A 16,872-nucleotide genomic window follows, 5' to 3' on the forward strand; every position below is an offset into this window, starting at 1 on the left:
CCCCTTAAGATTTGATAGCTTGCTTAATCACACCATTATTGTTTAATAATCTTAATTTAGCATCGTCTTTAGAGGTATTACATAAGTTCATAACGATTGCGATTTTAACGTTATTGTCAGCTTGTTCATATAAAGTTTGAGCTTCTTGAAAAGGTAGCCCACAAACTTCTTCAATAATATGAATAGAACGTTGCTCTAATTTATAGTTAGTTGCTTTTAAGTCAACCATCAAGTTGTCGTAGACTTTACCTACACCAATCATAGTTAATGTTGAAATCATATTTAAAATAAGTTTCTGTGCAGTTCCTGCTTTAAGGCGAGTTGAACCTGTCAATATTTCAGGACCTACATTCACTTCTAAACCATATGTAGCTAAAGCACTAATATCAGTATGTTCATTACAAGATAATGCGATAGTGAGTGCTTTGATATCATTTGCATATGATAATGCACCTTTAACATAAGGTGTGCGACCACTTGCTGAAATGCCAATGACAACATCTTTATGAGATAAGTTAAGCTGTTCCAAATCTTTAGCACCCATTTCTAAGTCATCTTCAGCGCCTTCAACCGCTTCTGTCATTGCTTTTTGACCACCTGCAATAATACCAATGACTTCATCAGGGTGTGTATTAAATGTAGGTACGCATTCAGCAGCATCTAATACGCCTAAACGTCCACTTGTACCAGCACCTATATAAATTAAACGACCGCCTTGACGGAAACGTTCAACTATTTGTTCAATGACCGTATTTAAATCGGGGATGATTTTTTCGATAGCTTTAGCTACCGTTTGATCTTCATGATTCATGGTTTTTAAAGCCTCTAAGGTAGACATTTCATCTATATGCATGGTGAGTTGGTTTCTACTTTCAGTTGTTAAATGATTCATAGTCGTTGTTGTCCTCCTTTTCAGAAATAAATTCAAATGAGTCGCCTGGTTGAATTAAATCAATAAGGTAATGATCCTGTTCACTGATCGTTGCAACATGATTGATGGCAGGATGATGAGATAAATGGGTCTTAATGATTTGAAGTTCGCCTTCATAACGGAGATTCATTTCATTATCAATCGTGACATCTCCTCTATAACGAATTGGACGTTGATTCTGTTGATAATGAACATAATGATTTGAAGTCCTGGAGTCTCTTGAACGAATGATATGTTCAGGTGCATCTAAGCGAGATACATAAGTTGTGAAAATTTCTGATTCATACTGTTTATCGTAATAAGAAAGTTTAAGCGTAAAATGGCGATGGTAGACCATCTGATTTAAAGCGATTGCCTCAGATTCAGAAATAGCTACATCACTGATGATTATGTGATGGAATGACGCATTTAATAGTGAATGTACTGCTTCAAGTAATGACATATGTCTATGTTTCTCAATAGTAGGTAGTCCTTTATACATAGGTCCTCTTAATGTAGTGCCAGGAACAAATCCCATAATGATTGCTTTATCATCATAGCTTAGAATCAATTGATTCTTTTGCTCGACAAAGCTAAGTGACAAACCAGTGTCTGGCCTTGGATAATAATTATGACAATAATAAATCTCTGGCAAGTTGTCTTGTTTGTATAGTAAATCGAGGGTTTCTGAAGTAATTGTGCTCGCATTTAAGCAACATTTTAATTGTTGTTGATAAAGGTCATTAAGTAATGACATGTTTAAATGATTGTCAATGCGAATGATAAAATTTTCATTTGGAAATTGCTTGAAAAAACTGTAAAAACGTTGATTCAGTAATGAAGGGTTGATATCGATGATGTAAGTTACAGATGCATCTTGCAATAATTGACATAATTCTCCCAAATATATCAATTTATTATCATCATTTTCCTCAGGTATTTGTAATGAAGTAAAAATGTAGTCATAACCAAGCTCAACCATATTTAAAATGTATGGTTTATTAAGTGGTTGGCCTAAATATACTGAGAACCCTAACATAAGATACCTCCTAAGTTACTGTAATCACTTACATTATACCCATTACGTTATTTTATGACAATTGCATGTATATATAATTGAATTTATAAAAATGAGTTTATAAATCATTTTGGAGGTCTTTTATTTTTAACAAGGTACGATAGATTTGATGTTGGAGTTGATTTAAATCAGCAATTAATGCACCTTGTTGAAAGATGTGAAGCGGATGCGAGGATAAGGCAGTAAGTAATTGATAATATAAATCATTCGGTGAGGCAGGAGAAAGAGGATAAGCATTGATGATAGTTACTTCGTCATCTAATTGAATAGTAGCTTCATAATCTTGAATAAGTTGATTATATTCATCTAATGCGCTAGTAATACGATCAAAATCCATAAAGTAATAATATTTGATTTTTTCAATTGCTGTCATAAGAATGATAAGATTTTGTTGATAATTAATAAGATAGTGCGTCATTTGTGAAAAGCTCCTTTTTTTAAAATGAGAGGGATAAGGAGAAAGTGAGATATATTGAAAGAAGGGTCCAATCGAGTTAGGTTATTCCATATCCTCGATCGGATTTAAGAATTGAGTGTAATTTTGTATAGAAATATCATAGGTTTTAATGGTTTTTTCAAAAGAGTAAGAAATATCATATATGTCTAAGACAGGTAATTCACGTGTTCGTCCCAGGCCAATCTCGTATATGATTGCTAGCCAAATGCCATTACGACAAAGTAATCCAATAAAAATAACGTTCTCAGCAATCATTTCTTTATCATTTTTAAAATCAATAAGCATGACGTTTCTTTCAGAACTATAAATTAATATATCTGTAAATAGATGAGGCAATGTAATTTGTTCAGTATCTTCAAATTTAATTAAATCAGACATATGATTTAATTGCTTGCGAAGTCGCGTGTTAGGTATATTGGCACTTTGGTTAATAATGGATTGAATTTCTTTGGCATAAGGTAACGTTGAATACGACTGACTCTCTTTTAATGTTAAGAATAAGGCAGTGAGTTGTTGTTCATCCAGGTTAAGTTGAATTTTATCGTCGGTTTGTTGAATTTGATATCCACCGAGTTTACCTTTATGCGCATAAATTTGAACGCCTTGCGATTCTAAATCAGCAATATCACGACTTATCGTACGAACAGATACATTGAATTGTTTAGCCAATTCTACTGAATTAACTTTATGACCTTGTTGGATAGCTGAAATAATTTTATTTTGTCTTTCTGATTTCTTCAATATACACACCACCTATGACCATTACATATTACATAAATTATAACATAACACTGACAAGTAAGACATTTTGGGAATATTAGTAGATTTAAGGTGTAAAAATAAACATATTTTATTTAGAAAACGCTTACAAAATTTTATGTTTTATGCTAATATATTATTTGTAACAGGGGAGAACGAATTCAAACAAAGGGGTAGAAGCTATATAACAGATAGCTTATTGTGAATCGTTCGGGTTACATCGAAACATCTTCAATATTTATTACTTACTTTCCTTTCTATTTGTCGGCTAGCAGATGACTAGCCGATTTTTTTATGCTTAAAATTAAAAATAACTATGATAAATAAAAGCATTAAGATAAAATGAAGTGAAATATTAAATTGAGGTGAGAACATGGAACAAAACCAACTTCACAATATAGACATACATATCATGAATTGGCTTGAACATTTAGATGATGTTATCCCCCAATTAATACAGGACATGACAACTGAAACTAAAATGAATCGCTTTGATTTAGTTACTAACGTGGATAAACAGTTACAAAATAAATTCGAAGCGTTTCTCTCTGAGCATTTTCCAAGTCATCAATTATTAGGGGAAGAAAAAGATAATGATGATATCCATCCTTACGAAGGTCACTTATGGATTATGGATCCAATCGATGGTACAGCCAACTTAGTTAAGCAACAGGAAGATTACTGTGTTATACTTGCTTATTTTGAAAATGGAGAACCTAAACTTTCATATATATATGATTATCCACATGACAAATTATATAAAGCAATAGCTGGAGAAGGGACATACATAAACCATCACCCATTAACTGCGCCACCATCACTACAATTAAATGATGCGATTATTTCATTTGGCAGTCAGTATATTAACGAAGATACAAGTAAAGCGCTGTACGATTCATCGTTTAGTGTACGACATATTGGTTCGTGTGGACTGGATTCTATAAGAGTAATTAAAGGTCAATTTGGTGCACATATTAATACAAACCCTAAGCCATGGGACATTGCTGCACAAGAATTAGATTTGGAAATGACTCAATTAGATGGACAACCTTTAGATTACGCAACTAGTGGACCATTCATAATCAGTAATAAAGGATGTTATCAAGAAATACTAAATATTATAAAAAGTCATGGTGGCTATCATAAACAATAAATAATGATTCATATTTTATGAAAGTTACTTCTTAAGACGTATAGTAAAAGAATTAATTTACTATATAATTAAATCGATAATTCATAAAATAGAATAGGAGTGGTGGGATGCGTAAATCTCATAAAAGAATGAGCCTGCCCGTAAAAATATTAATGTGGTTTTTAGGAATATTAATCATTTTAGCTTTAGTGGCAACAATCTTTGTTGTAGCAAGCGTTTATATTACTGGTGGTAAAATTCATAACCCGTTAAATCGCCAACATTCAGCATTACGTTCCAAAAATGTTAATCTCAAAAATGGAGACCCGTTTACAATTGCTTTATTTGGCGTAGATTCTGATACACAACGTAAAAGCCAAAATGATGGAGAACGAAGCGATACAATCATGATTCTATCTGTTAATCCTAAAAAACAGACAACGGAAATTGTAAGTGTACCCCGAGATACACAAGCACAAATTGTTGGCAGAGGGACAACCGAGAAGATTAATCATGCATATGCCTATGGTGGTCCAACTATGGCTGTTAAATCATTAGAAAAATTAATGAATGTACCAATTGACCACTATGCGACAGTTGATATGGATGGATTACATGATATGATTGATGCGCTAGGCGGCGTCAATGTAGTTAGCAATGATACGTTTACAGTAAAAGGAACAAATTTTGTTAAAGGGCAATCAACACATGTTGATGGTGACACTGCAATGGCGTTTATCAGAAGCCGTAAAGAAGAAGGCGCTGGTGGCGACTTTGGTAGACAAGAACGCCAACAACTTGTTTTACAGGCAATGGCTAATAAAATGACAAGTGCATCAGCCTTAACACACTTCCCTGCGTTAATCGGTCAAATTCAAAAGAATGTAACAACAGATTTAACCTTAAGTGATATGAATGCGATTCGAAGTAATTATAAAGATGCAAATAAAACTGTAAATCGTCATCAATTAGAAGGGCAAGGCGGAATTCAAAGTGACGGCTTATGGTACTTTATCCCAAGTGATTCTTCTAAAGAACAGGCAACAAATGTATTAAACAATAATTTAGATAATTAAGTTTAGTTATTATAATGTAGAGAGAGTGAGACAGAATTCATTACGAATTTGTCGTCCCATTCTCTCTACTTTTTTATAGTGTATATTAAGAAGATTATTGCTAAATTAATTTAAATCATAAATTGAATAATTAATTTTTTACTTAAAAATCTACATTAATTCAATACTTAGAAAATTGAAATAATACATGAAAGTCTTAACAATTATAGCAATTAGTAATACAATAGATGTAATTCTATGTCTAATATATGTGGGATATTGATGTGGAATGTTAACGTAGTCTTACTAATTTTACGGAAATTTTATATAGATGGGGTGGAAGTATGCAAGAACATTTAATTGTGACGCTTGACGGAACAGATTATCTTGTAGAACCTGGAACGAGTTTGTTAGAGTTTATCAAATCGCGTGATACTTTCGTACCTTCAATTTGTTATAACGAATCAATGGGACCAATTCAAACATGTGATACATGTATGGTTGAGATTGACGGCAAAATTGAACGTGCGTGTAGCACTGTTGTAGATAGACCTATGACAGTTAATACTCAAAATGGTGATGTAAAAGCGAGTCAAAAAGAAGCTTTAGATAGAATTTTAGAAAAACATATGTTGTATTGTACAGTTTGTGATTATAACAACGGTGACTGTGAAATTCATAATGCAATGGATGCATGGGGCTTACAAGAACAATCATATGAATATAAAACGAAACCATATGAAAAAGATTATGGTCCATTTTATCGTTATGATCCTGACCAATGTATTCTTTGTGGACGTTGTGTCGAAGCATGTCAAGATATTGAAGTAAATGAAACAATTTCAATCGACTGGGATCGTGAACATCCTCGTGTTATCTGGGATAATGATGTACCTATTAATGAATCATCATGTGTATCTTGTGGTCAATGTGCAACAGTTTGTCCATGTAACGCCATGATGGAAGTGAATATGGAAGGCAATGCTGGTTACATGACAGATACTGAACCAGGTTCATTAGCAGCAATGATTGACCTTACTAAAAAAGCTGAACCAGGTGACGGTTTATTATTCGCAGTATCAGATTCAGAAGCTGAAATGCGTAAAGAACGTATTAAGAAAACAAAAACGGTTTGTACATATTGTGGCGTAGGTTGCTCATTCGATGTATGGACAAAAGATAGAGAAGTACTTAAAGTGCAACCATCACATGATTCTCCAGCAAATAAAATTGCTACATGTGTTAAAGGTAAATTCTCTTGGGGTCATATTAATTCAGACCAACGTTTAACGAAACCGTTAGTTAGAAAAGATGGAGAATTCCATGAAGTAGAATGGGATGAAGCACTTGATGTGATTGAAACAAATTTCAAACGCATTAAGGAAGAATATGGTGGCGATCATCTTGCATTTATCGCATCATCTAAAGGTACAAATGAAGAATCTTATTTAATGCAAAAACTATCTAGACAAGTCTTTGGGTCTAACAACGTTGATAACTGTTCAAGATATTGCCAAGCGCCAGCGACTAAAGGTTTATTTAGAACAGTAGGTCACGGCGGTGACTCAGGTTCAATTGAAGACCTTGAGAGAGCTGCAATGACTGTATTAATTGGTACAAATACAGCTGAAGCACACCCAGTCATTGCTTCTAGAATGAAACGTGGACAAAAACTATTTGGTTCAAAAATGCATGTATTTGATATCAGAAAACATGAAATGGCTGAACGTGCTGATGCTTTTTATCAACCTAAACCTGGTACTGATTTAGTTTGGTTAGGCGCAGCTACAAAATATATCATTGACAATGATTTGCATGATAAAGACTTCTTAAATGAATGGGTAGATAATTACGAAGATTATTATAAATCATTAGAATTATTTACAATGGATTTTGCAGAAGAAGCAACTGGTATTCCTAAAGAACAAATTATTAGCTTTGCAGAAGAAGCGGCTAAAGCAGAATCAATGTCAATTTGTTGGGCTATGGGTGTTACACAACAAGATATCGGTAGTGATACAAGTACAGCAATTTCTAACTTACTACTTGTAACTGGTAACTACAGAAAACCAGGTTCAGGTGCTTATCCACTACGTGGTCATAATAACGTACAAGGTGCGAGTGATATGGGTAGTATGCCGGATCAATTTACTGGATATCAAAAAGTTGACAATGACGAAGTGAGAGCGAAGTTTGAGAAAGAATATGGTGTCAAATTAAATCCAAAACCTGGTCGCGATAATCACCAAATGATGGAAGGCATCCATAATGGAGAAATCCAATCATTATACTTATATGGTGAAGATACAGGAATCGTTGACTCTAACATCAATTTCGTACAATCTGCATTAGAAAAAGTAGAATTCTTAGTTGTTCAAGATGAGTTCTTAACATTTACAGCAACATATGCAGATGTTGTTTTACCAGCAAGTCCATCACTTGAAAAAGATGGTACATTCACGAATACAGAACGTCGTATTCAACGAATCAACCAAGCATTAAAACCATTAGGAGATTCTAAACCAGATTGGCAAATCTTCCAATTAATCGCTCAAAGAATGGGCTATGATTGGGGTTATAAACATCCATCAGAAATCATGGATGAAATTGCACGACTCACACCGCTATACGCTGGTGTAAGTTATGAACGATTACGAGGCTTTAATAGTTTACAATGGCCTGTTGCACCAGATGGTACAGATGAACCAACGTTATATATGAATGGTTTTAACTTTGAAAATGGTCGTGCTAAATTATTCCCATTAACATTTGATAACTTCTTCAAAGAAGATGAAGTTTATGATTTACATGTTAACAACGGTCGTTTACTTGAACATTTCCACGAAGGTAACATGACATATCAAACTGAAATGATTAAATACAAAATGCCAAATGCATTCGTTGAGGTTTCACCAGAACTTGCAAAAGAACGTGATATTCATGAAGGTGCTGAAATAAGACTGATTTCAGAAACTGGGGAAGCAACATTAATCGCAACTGTTACTGATCGTGTTAAAGGTAAAGAAATCTATATTCCTTTAAATAATGATGCAATGTCTAATGGCGATTTAGGTGCCATCAATAAATTAACAAACAGTGATGTAGATAAATATACGGATACACCTTCTTATAAACGCACAAGCTGTCGTATGGAAGTACTAACTAGAAAAGGTAAATCACCATTGAACCCTACGAACTTCCGTGTTGATAAACATCGTCATCCGCAATATAGTGTCCAAGTACAGAAAAAATGGGAACGTCCAGATTATGTTTTCCCAGGAAATGTGGTGGATAAATAATGGCTGAAAGAATTACTAAGATTAAACGTTTAGAAAAGTCGGAAGAACAAATTAAACTTGAAAGCCTTAACGAAGTTACAGATGCAATCGCTGAAAATAAAGACAGTATTTTGAAAGCAATTCGTATAGTTAGAGCGTTAGATGATGCTAAAATTCTTGATTTAATGAATGGCGGTATTAGAGGACGTCAAGTAATTGTTAACAAATTTATGACAGAGCTTAATAAAGATTTATATGCAAGCTTAATTACTAACTTAGCACCAATGGTCTTTATGTTAGGCGAACTTAATGTGCAAGAATTAAGCCAATTCTTAAATAAATTAAACAAAGGTTTACATGTCGCTAATCAAGCGAGTCCAAATGCGAAAACAAACATTCGTAGCTTAATGGGTGTGCTTAAAGATGATGATATGAACCGTAGTTTGACATATATGCTTAACTTGATGAAAGGTATGTCTAGAGGCGAAGACTAAGGCATTATTAATCCTTATTAAGAAGTCACATGGTAATCATGTACTTCTTGATAAGGATTTTTGATTTGGATCAAATTACTCAGTACTTTTTTATTAAATTATGGTAAGGTGTAATATATAAAATTTAGATAAGGGGTGAGAACAATTCATCCAAATATAATTAAAATAATGACAATTATTTCAAATGTATTTATCGTGCTAGGGATCATCTTTTTAGTAATGATGCAACTCGTGTTAGCTATTTCAATGTTTGCTGTTTCCTTGGCAATCAGTTTAGTGATTTTTAATGTTTTATTCCGTGATCGTACAGGAATGAAAATCATCATAAACCTATCCTTTGGAATTGTCGTGATTGTCATTATAATTGCATACTTCGTTTTATCTTAATAAGTTAAATAAGGGATTGTCACATTCATGAAGTACATACGTAACTTACGTTTACCTATTTTATTGTTGATTATATTTATCATCATACTTGTTGTCTTATTAATGATTAATCAGACTAATATGATGCGAAATGATCGACAATATCATTTTCAAGAAGCCGTCCAAAAACAAACTCAAGAAGGTGTATTAAATACAATTGAGAGAAATGGGGCATTTGTAAATGCAAGCAATACTGAAGTTAAGAAGGCCATGACGATATCGAGAGATGACAACAAACTAAAATATATGGACGTGTCACAAACAGTGCCTATGTCTAAGCATGAAGTTAAACAGATGCTAAAAGGATATGGCATTCTAGAAAATCAAGCTGAAGCCTTTATTGACGCACAAGATAAATATAATGTGAATATCATTTATTTAATTAGTCATGCACGTGTTGAAACAGGTAATGGTCATTCTGAGCTTGCAAAAGGCATCAAAGACGGTAACAAGCGGTATTACAATTTCTTTGGTATAGGTGCATTTGATGAAAATACGATTCATACTGGGAAAAGTTATGCTAAAGAAGCGTCATGGACATCGCCTCGAAAAGCAATTATAGGAGGCGCAAAATTTGTGCGTACGCACTACTTTGATCATAATCAAATCACGCTTTATCAAATGCGTTGGAATCCACAAAATCCAGGGCAACATCAATATGCAAGTGATGTCTTGTGGGCGGATAATATTGCGAAATTTATGAAGAAATATTACAAAGATTTCGGAATTAAAAAAGATAAAATAAGAAAAGATTATTATATTGAATAGTATTATAGCTAATAAATTTTACAAGTCATTATTTATGTCTATAATTAAAATCTGACTAGAGGTTAAGGCAAAGTTATTATAAGATTACTATGGAATTTACAGTCATTGACTGAGCCAAGAAGTCGTTTAAAACAAGCATTTCTCAGGTCTAGTCATTCTTGCGGGCGGGGCCCCAACAAAGAGAATTTCACTAAGAAATTCTACAAGCAAAGCAAGTTGGGAGAAAGCCGACGAATTCTAAAAGAATTCTGTCCAGTACCTTTTAATCTTTTATAACGATCAAGCAAATAGAAAGTCAGAGTAGTGCGGAAAAGAATAGATTTATTTATTAAACATACACTATTTAACAAGTTTCAACTAAGTACTTACTATACCTTTACAATCAATGTCAGAAAGCCAACCCCCTATAATACAAGGTTAGGATTATGATAAAATATATAAGAATATAAATGCCGAGGTGTATATAAATGAAAATTGCAATAATTGGTGCTGGCATAGGTGGTTTAACTGCTGGTGCACTATTACAAGAGCAAGGACATGATGTCACAATATTTGAGAAAAAAGCACACGTCACAGAAGTAGGTGCCGGTATTGGTATTGGGGATAATGTTCTAAAAAAATTAGGTAAGCATGACTTAGCAAAAGGTATTAAGAATGCCGGACAAAATTTATCAGCTATGAATGTCTATGATGATAAAGGGAAGATGTTAACGTCTGCGAAACTTAAAGAAGGCACATTAAATGTCACTTTACCTCGACAAACTTTAATTGAATTACTTCAATCTTATGTGCAACCTAATCGTATTGTTTTGGATTATGAGGTAACTAAAGTTGATTCAACAGAACAACAAGTGATGATTCATTTTGCTAAACATGCAAGTCAAAGCTTTGATTTATGTATAGGGGCAGACGGCATTCACTCTGCCGTGAGACAATCTGTGAATCCGAGTGCCAAAGTATTATACCAAGGATACACATGTTTCCGTGGTTTAGTTGAAGATGCAGATTTAAATCATATTGAAAGTGCTGACGAATATTGGGGATCTCGCGGACGTGTTGGCATAGTGCCATTAATTAATCATCAAGCTTATTGGTTTATTACAATTAATGCTTCTGAAAAGGATCCTAAGTATTTAACATTTGAAAAACCTCACCTACAAGCATACTTTAATAATTATCCTAATGCTGTACGTAATATTTTAGATAAACAAAGTGAAACAGGCATTATTAAAAACGATTTGTATGATATGAAACCATTGAAAACCTTTGTTTATGGGCGTGTTTTACTATTAGGAGACGCGGCTCATGCAACAACTCCTAATATGGGTCAAGGTGCTGGTCAAGCGATGGAGGATGCTATCGTGTTAGTGAATTGTTTAGCGGAATATGATTTAGAAAAAGCATTGAAACGCTATGATAAAATTAGAGTTAAACATACTGCTAAAGTTATCAAACGTTCTAGGAAAATAGGAAACATTGCACAAAAAGATAATAAGTTAATTGTATCGTTACGTAATACTGTAATGAAACGGACACCTAAGCGATTTGTAAGTGGGCAAACTAAATTTTTATATAAATCAAAAAGTAAATAGTTCATAAAAAATGGTTAGTGATTTGGGATCACTAACCATTAATTATATCAATCATTATTTATTTACGATAAATTGTGGTTCCTCGCCGTTTAGTTTTTTAATTGTATCATTAGCTACGATTTTAGACATCATGTCTCTCGCTTCGAATGTTGCGTTACCAATGTGTGGTGTAATAACGACATTATCTAATGATTTTAAACCTTCTGTAATTTCAGGTTCGAATTCGTAAACATCTAGCGCAGCACCTTCGATTTCCTTATCAGTTAATGCTTGAACTAAAGCTTCTTCATTGACGATTGGACCACGTCCAGCATTGACTAAATAAGCTGTTGATTTCATTTGCTTGAATTGCTCTGTATCAATCATATGATGTAAATCTGGATTATAGGCTGCGTTAATCGTAATGAAATCAGAGTTTTCAAGAAGCGTGTCTAAATCTACATATTTAGCACCAATTTCACGTTCTTTTTCTTTCTTTTGATGTGGACCAGTGTATAATACATCCATATCAAAGGCTTTGGCACGCTTCGCAACGGCACTACCAATTTCACCTAAGCCAATAATACCGATTGTTTTACCTGAAACTTCACGACCTCTAAAGAATAATGGAGCCCAACCATCAAAGCCTTTTGTGCGTGATAATTTATCACCTTCAACAATGCGACGTGCAACAGCAAGTACTAAGCCAAATGTAAGTTCAGCAGTTGAAGCGGTAGAAGCTTTCGGTGTATTGGTAACATCGATATCTTTTTCACGGGCATATTTGACATCAACATTATTAAATCCTGCACCATAGTTAGCAATAATTTTGAGATTTTTACCGCTATCAATCACATCTTGATCAACGTTCGTAGATAAAATACTAATTAAAGCAGAAGCATCTTTTACGCCTTCTTTGAGCGTTTCTTTATCTATAATACCTTCACCTTCATACATTTCAACTTCAAAATGTTCTTTAAGTAAATTTAATCCTACTTCTGGAATTGCACCAGCGATATAAACTTTTTCCATTAAACTCACTCCTTAATGACTATTTCTCTTTAAGTATAATAAAAGGAGAAAACGTATACAAATTAAATCATTGCTCGGTCGTTTATTGTATAAGTCTTAAACCTATAACAGAGGCAAGAATAAGGAAAATGAAAAAGATACGACTTAAATGTTTAGATTCATGATAAAATAGCATACCAATAATCGCACCACCAGCAGTACCGATACCAGTCCATATTGCATATGATGTACCCATCGGAAGATGAAGCATTGCAAGTTTGAGTGTACTAAAGCTAAAAATAAATGTGATTGCCATCAATACTATATAATACTTCTTTTTAGTGCGCGAAAGCTCATTCAGCCAGATAACACCAAGCACTTCTAATAATCCAGCTAGTATTAAAAAGAACCACGCCATTTTTAATGACCTCCTTTATCACTTTCAGTTGTAGAGCGTTTCAGTCCAATTATTCCTATAATTAATAATAGTAATAAGATGATTTTAATAAGTGAAAAAGGCTGGCCAAATAAAAGCATATCAATGATTATCGTACCAGCAGCACCAATCCCTACAAATACGGCATAAACTGTTCCAACTGGTAAATATTTGGACGCGGAAATCACCAAATAAAAACTTAAAGCGATAAAAATCAATGTAAATAGCCAAGTTTTTATATCATGTGCGTTATTTAATCCAACAACCCAAACAACTTCAATTAGTCCAGCGAAGATAACCTTAAGCCATTGCATTATGTATCCTCCAATATAGAAAGTGTAATATGCTCATTCTCTCAAAGGATAAATTTGAAATCAATGCTAAAACGGGAGTGGAACAGGATTCAATTTGAATTCATTGTTCCACCCCCGCACGGGTGACTAGAGTTGAGAATAGCTAATATAAGTGCCTTCTCAGTTCAGTCAGCTACTGCGAATTTGCTAGGTAGCTTCAAAGTATTAATTTTGTTTTACACATTTTCTAGTAGTAAATTGAAGTTGATCTAATAATAAGTTTATAGTTAATTATTTCATCATTTATGATAAGTGAATGTAGTTGTAAGAACTTGCTTGGCTAGCTGAAATTGTACGTGTATCTTTAACATATGGTCCACCAGAATAGTTCATTTCTGAAACAGTAACTGAACCATCACTACCAACACTTTCAACATAAGCTACGTGACCGTATGAACCTTCAGAAGTTTGTAAAATTGAGCCTTTTTCAGGATTATGGTCTACAGTATAGCCAGCTGCTTGTGCTGCACTTGCCCAGTTATTAGCATTGCCCCAAGTTGATCCGATTTTACCACCAACTCTATCATAAACATACCAAGTACATTGACCAGCAGTATATAAATTACCTGAAGTTGATGAAGTCGTTTGAGTAGAAGTTGACGTTGTACTTGAAGAATCACTTGAACTGCTTGATGATCCGTTACTGCTACTTGATGTTGCGTTAGACGTATTTTGTGTATGATTAAATGATTGTTGTTTAAATTGAGGTTGTTGATAACCGCCATTTTGTGGATGCCATTGACCATTATTTTGATTATAATTGTGGTAACCTTGAGGCATAAATTGACCATGTGGTTGACCTTGTTGTCCAAATTGACCTTGGTGTTGAAATTGTTGTTGTGGTGCTGGATTATGATTATATTCGGCAGCGTCTGCATGGTTAGCATTTAATCCTAATGCCGATACACCGATGCCTGCTGTTAAAGTTGATATAGTAATAATTTTTTTCATAGTAAAAAGTCCTCCCAAAATTTGTATTCAACAATAGGTTTTAATTAGCGATATGTTGAATAGACTTTAATTTTTAATTTGTTTTGTAAACTGTCGCTCCCAACGACAAGATATACTCTAACAGAATAATTTGGGATTGTGTGAGATGTTACGGTTTCGTAAATGAAATACAAAAACCTTGAACATCACCGTAATAATCGATGTTCAAGGTTACACGTTGTAATAAAACGTGAATAATGCATGTATTCTATATTAATTTAAGATTTTTTCTTTTTTAACCCACGTTAATGTTACAGTTGTTTGTAACAAAAGATGGACTACTTGTTATTTAAAGAAACGAATTGATAGTGGTACCACATATTCTTTTCCGCCAAAGTATTTAACACAAGCAACGATGTGGAAAACGATATATAGTATTGAAAGTATAGTTAAAGCGAGTCCAACTATGAAAATAAGTATGCCACAAACAAAGTAAATAAGATCATTATTAAAAGCAAATCCTAAACATATAGGGATAAAACATAATCCTAAAACAAAATTCCAAATGAAGTAAGAAATGATCATGTTAAAATAATTTTTTCCTGCTTTATCAATAAGGCGAGCATCGTTGCGTTTAATTGCCCAAATAATGATTGGGCCAATAATCGATGTGAAAAAACCTAATAAAAAAATTAACATTGACATTAAGCGCGCATCTTCTTCATTATCTCTTCTTACTTGATTATACTGTGTATCTTGATAATTCTCAGACATAACGTAACACCTCTCTTTGTATATATGCATTCACTATTAATATAACAAACTATACGTCAATTCGTTAGCCTTATTTGAGTTTTTATATACACTAAAGCTTGTTTAATTTTTATAGAAAAAGGATATATAGTAGAAAGCTATGTTATAGAGCCTGAGACCAACTATGTCAAAGGCTCTAATTTACTTTTTTAGCATATATGCCATGGATTGAAAAGAAGTCATACGATGATTATGAAGTACATAAATATTTTAAAGAAAAATGAGTAAAGGAGATGTAATGATGAAAATTGCAGTTGTAGGATCAGGTAATGGGGCAGTAACAGCAGCGATAGATATGGTAGATCAAGGACATGATGTCAAATTATATTGTCGAAACTCTTCTATTAAAAAGTTTGATAAAGCACTAGAAAAAGGAGGATTCGACTTTAATAATGAGGGCACTGAAAAATTCATTCCATTTACTCAGGTAAGTGATGATATTGAGTATGTATTAAAGGATGCTGAAATTATACAAGTCATTATTCCATCATCATACATAGAATATTATGCGGAAATTATGGCAGAACATATTACGGATGACCAACTTATATTCTTTAACATTGCAGCGGCAATGGCATCTATACGGTTTATGAATGTTCTTGAAGATCGTCATATTAATGTACAACCAAAATTTGCTGAAGCTAATACGCTAACGTATGGTACGCGTGTAGACTTTGAAGAAGCACGTGTTGATTTATCATTAAATGTACGCAAAGTATTCTTTTCTACTTTTAATAAAAAAGAACTTAGCGATAGCTTTGAAAAAGTAAGCGAAATTTATCCTTACTTAGTTAAAGAGGAAAATTTATGGAAGACCAATTTAGAAAATGGTAACCCAGAAGTACATCCTGGACCAACATTATTAAATGTAGGACGTATTGATTATGCAGAATCATTTGCATTATATAAAGAAGGTATCACCAAGCACACAGTACGCTTATTGCACGCTATAGAACTAGAACGATTAACACTAGGACGTAAACTAGGGTTTGAATTACTAACAGCTAAAGAAGCTAGAATTCAACGTGGCTATTTAGAACGTAAAGATGAAGATGAACCGTTAAATCGATTATTCAATACGAGTCCGGTATTTTCACAGATTCCTGGACCTAATAGTGTCCAAAACCGCTATTTGACTGAAGATATCGCCTATGGCCTTGTATTATGGTCCAGTTTAGGTCGTGCCATTGATGTAGAAACGCCAAATATTGATGCAGTTATTATGATTGCGTCAACGATACTTGAACGCGACTTCTTTGAAGAAGGATTAAATGTTGAAGAATTAGGTTTAGAAAAGTTAGGTTTAGACAAGTAGTTTGTTTTAACTATTAAAATGAATTTTGAGTTGTTCTCAATCGAAGTTTAATCAATGTGAAGGTAAGGTTAGTAACAAGATAAATA

At 33.5% G+C, this 16,872-nt stretch carries 17 protein-coding genes; 8 read left to right on the plus strand and 9 right to left on the minus strand.

Annotated elements, in window-relative coordinates:
- Nucleotides 1–4: 4 nt before the first annotated feature.
- From murQ to HYI43_03515, 4 genes are all read right to left on the minus strand, one after another.
- Entirely contained in the window at nucleotides 5–892 is an 888-nt protein-coding gene (gene murQ, locus HYI43_03500; protein UDI77661.1) for an N-acetylmuramic acid 6-phosphate etherase, read from the minus strand.
- Nucleotides 873–1,949 carry a DUF871 family protein gene (locus HYI43_03505; protein UDI77662.1) on the minus strand — a complete coding sequence of 359 codons (1,077 nt, stop codon included), beginning with the start codon at nucleotides 1,947–1,949 and terminating at the stop codon, nucleotides 873–875. The genes murQ and HYI43_03505 overlap by 20 nt, the downstream gene beginning before the upstream one ends.
- Before the next feature lie 97 nt (nucleotides 1,950–2,046).
- Complete coding sequence (locus HYI43_03510; GenBank protein UDI77663.1) at nucleotides 2,047–2,406, minus strand: hypothetical protein; 360 nt, start codon at nucleotides 2,404–2,406, stop codon at nucleotides 2,047–2,049.
- An 81-nt stretch (nucleotides 2,407–2,487) separates the two neighbouring features.
- Entirely contained in the window at nucleotides 2,488–3,186 is a 699-nt protein-coding gene (locus tag HYI43_03515) for an HTH domain-containing protein (protein ID UDI77664.1), read from the minus strand.
- A gap of 391 nt (nucleotides 3,187–3,577) precedes the next feature.
- Between HYI43_03515 and HYI43_03520 the strand changes: the two genes are divergently transcribed.
- From HYI43_03520 to HYI43_03550, 7 genes are all read left to right on the plus strand, one after another.
- Nucleotides 3,578–4,357 (plus strand): inositol monophosphatase family protein, encoded by a 780-nt coding sequence (locus HYI43_03520; protein ID UDI77665.1) that lies wholly within the window; start codon nucleotides 3,578–3,580, stop codon nucleotides 4,355–4,357.
- Nucleotides 4,358–4,464: 107 nt separating this feature from the next.
- Complete coding sequence (locus HYI43_03525; GenBank protein UDI77666.1) at nucleotides 4,465–5,412, plus strand: LCP family protein; 948 nt, start codon at nucleotides 4,465–4,467, stop codon at nucleotides 5,410–5,412.
- Nucleotides 5,413–5,735: 323 nt separating this feature from the next.
- Nucleotides 5,736–8,690 (plus strand): formate dehydrogenase subunit alpha, encoded by a 2,955-nt coding sequence (gene fdhF / locus HYI43_03530; protein UDI77667.1) that lies wholly within the window; start codon nucleotides 5,736–5,738, stop codon nucleotides 8,688–8,690.
- Nucleotides 8,690–9,163: a DUF1641 domain-containing protein gene (locus tag HYI43_03535; protein ID UDI77668.1), complete on the plus strand. Its 474-nt coding sequence runs from the start codon at nucleotides 8,690–8,692 to the stop codon at nucleotides 9,161–9,163. Before fdhF ends, HYI43_03535 begins: the two co-directional genes overlap by 1 nt.
- A 168-nt stretch (nucleotides 9,164–9,331) precedes the next feature.
- Complete coding sequence (locus HYI43_03540; protein UDI77669.1) at nucleotides 9,332–9,550, plus strand: hypothetical protein; 219 nt, start codon at nucleotides 9,332–9,334, stop codon at nucleotides 9,548–9,550.
- Between the two features lie 27 nt (nucleotides 9,551–9,577).
- Nucleotides 9,578–10,357, plus strand: coding sequence for an N-acetylglucosaminidase (locus tag HYI43_03545; GenBank protein ID UDI77670.1), 780 nt, complete (start codon nucleotides 9,578–9,580; stop codon nucleotides 10,355–10,357).
- 467 nt (nucleotides 10,358–10,824) lie between these two features.
- Complete coding sequence (locus HYI43_03550) at nucleotides 10,825–11,949, plus strand: FAD-dependent monooxygenase (protein UDI77671.1); 1,125 nt, start codon at nucleotides 10,825–10,827, stop codon at nucleotides 11,947–11,949.
- 54 nt (nucleotides 11,950–12,003) lie between these two features.
- Here the strand turns inward: HYI43_03550 and HYI43_03555 are convergent, their stop codons facing one another.
- The 5 genes from HYI43_03555 to HYI43_03575 form a co-directional block, all read right to left on the minus strand.
- Nucleotides 12,004–12,960: a hydroxyacid dehydrogenase gene (locus HYI43_03555; GenBank protein ID UDI77672.1), complete on the minus strand. Its 957-nt coding sequence runs from the start codon at nucleotides 12,958–12,960 to the stop codon at nucleotides 12,004–12,006.
- Between the two features lie 82 nt (nucleotides 12,961–13,042).
- Nucleotides 13,043–13,357, minus strand: a complete 315-nt coding sequence (locus HYI43_03560; GenBank protein UDI77673.1) for a multidrug efflux SMR transporter — start codon at nucleotides 13,355–13,357, stop codon at nucleotides 13,043–13,045.
- Nucleotides 13,358–13,359: 2 nt separating this feature from the next.
- Nucleotides 13,360–13,689: a QacE family quaternary ammonium compound efflux SMR transporter gene (locus tag HYI43_03565; protein UDI77674.1), complete on the minus strand. Its 330-nt coding sequence runs from the start codon at nucleotides 13,687–13,689 to the stop codon at nucleotides 13,360–13,362.
- A gap of 282 nt (nucleotides 13,690–13,971) precedes the next feature.
- The gene (locus tag HYI43_03570; protein UDI77675.1) at nucleotides 13,972–14,679 is read right to left on the minus strand and encodes a CHAP domain-containing protein; all 708 of its coding nucleotides are present in this window, start codon (nucleotides 14,677–14,679) and stop codon (nucleotides 13,972–13,974) included.
- Nucleotides 14,680–15,003: 324 nt separating this feature from the next.
- The gene (locus tag HYI43_03575) at nucleotides 15,004–15,432 is read right to left on the minus strand and encodes a DUF4870 domain-containing protein (protein ID UDI77676.1); all 429 of its coding nucleotides are present in this window, start codon (nucleotides 15,430–15,432) and stop codon (nucleotides 15,004–15,006) included.
- Between the two features lie 280 nt (nucleotides 15,433–15,712).
- Between HYI43_03575 and HYI43_03580 the strand changes: the two genes are divergently transcribed.
- Nucleotides 15,713–16,786, plus strand: a complete 1,074-nt coding sequence (locus HYI43_03580) for an NAD/NADP octopine/nopaline dehydrogenase family protein (protein ID UDI77677.1) — start codon at nucleotides 15,713–15,715, stop codon at nucleotides 16,784–16,786.
- The last annotated feature ends 86 nt before the right edge of the window (nucleotides 16,787–16,872 follow it).

This window comes from Staphylococcus taiwanensis (assembly GCA_020544305.1).
Lineage (GTDB): Bacteria > Bacillota > Bacilli > Staphylococcales > Staphylococcaceae > Staphylococcus > Staphylococcus taiwanensis.